Source organism: Facilibium subflavum, from assembly GCF_003574485.1.
GTDB classification, from domain to species: Bacteria; Pseudomonadota; Gammaproteobacteria; order Francisellales; family Francisellaceae; genus Facilibium; species Facilibium subflavum.
Genome location: NZ_QLIT01000334.1, coordinates 1 through 528, shown reverse-complemented (window position 1 = coordinate 528; position 528 = coordinate 1). Strand labels below are relative to the sequence as shown.

The following is a 528-nucleotide window of genomic DNA, read 5'->3' as shown; positions in this document are numbered from 1 at the left end:
CAAACCTTCAATCCGCGTGCTTCGCTTGGGAACAAGTACAGGATCAAATTCACCTGAGCGATCACGAGGCACATCAATTTCCAATAGGCCATCTTCTGTTATTACGCTTTTTCGTGCCGTGCCGTTACGTGCATTAGCAGAATCGCTACGTTCATGCCTGTCATAACCAAGATGCGCCTTTAGTTCACCTTGTAAAGCACGTTCAACCAGACCTTTGGTTAATTGCTTCAATACGCCATCTGATTTAAATAGATTGGATAAATCAGCACCTGATTCGACAATGAGATCAAGCGCTTGATCTAATGCTTTGTTTTGTTCTTTGTTTTTCATCTTTCGTCCTTAGATTATACGTTTTAACCATTATAACCTATGAAAGAATTTACACAGTTATTTCAATACTCCCGTTGATTCAATCATTTTTAACCACCATTTATATCCTTTGTAACAATTCCGTATTACTGTATTTACCTGACGCTTCTTTAAACCAATACAAATACTAGCTTTGATCCTGTCGAGTAGACATCTCTG

1 protein-coding gene is annotated in these 528 nt (G+C 38.6%); it reads right to left on the bottom strand.

The window, feature by feature from the left end:
* The coding region (locus tag DNK84_RS13775; protein WP_208123235.1) for a transposase at window positions 1-330 on the bottom strand (330 nt) is incomplete at its 3' end.
* Between the last annotated feature and the right edge of the window lie 198 nt (window positions 331-528).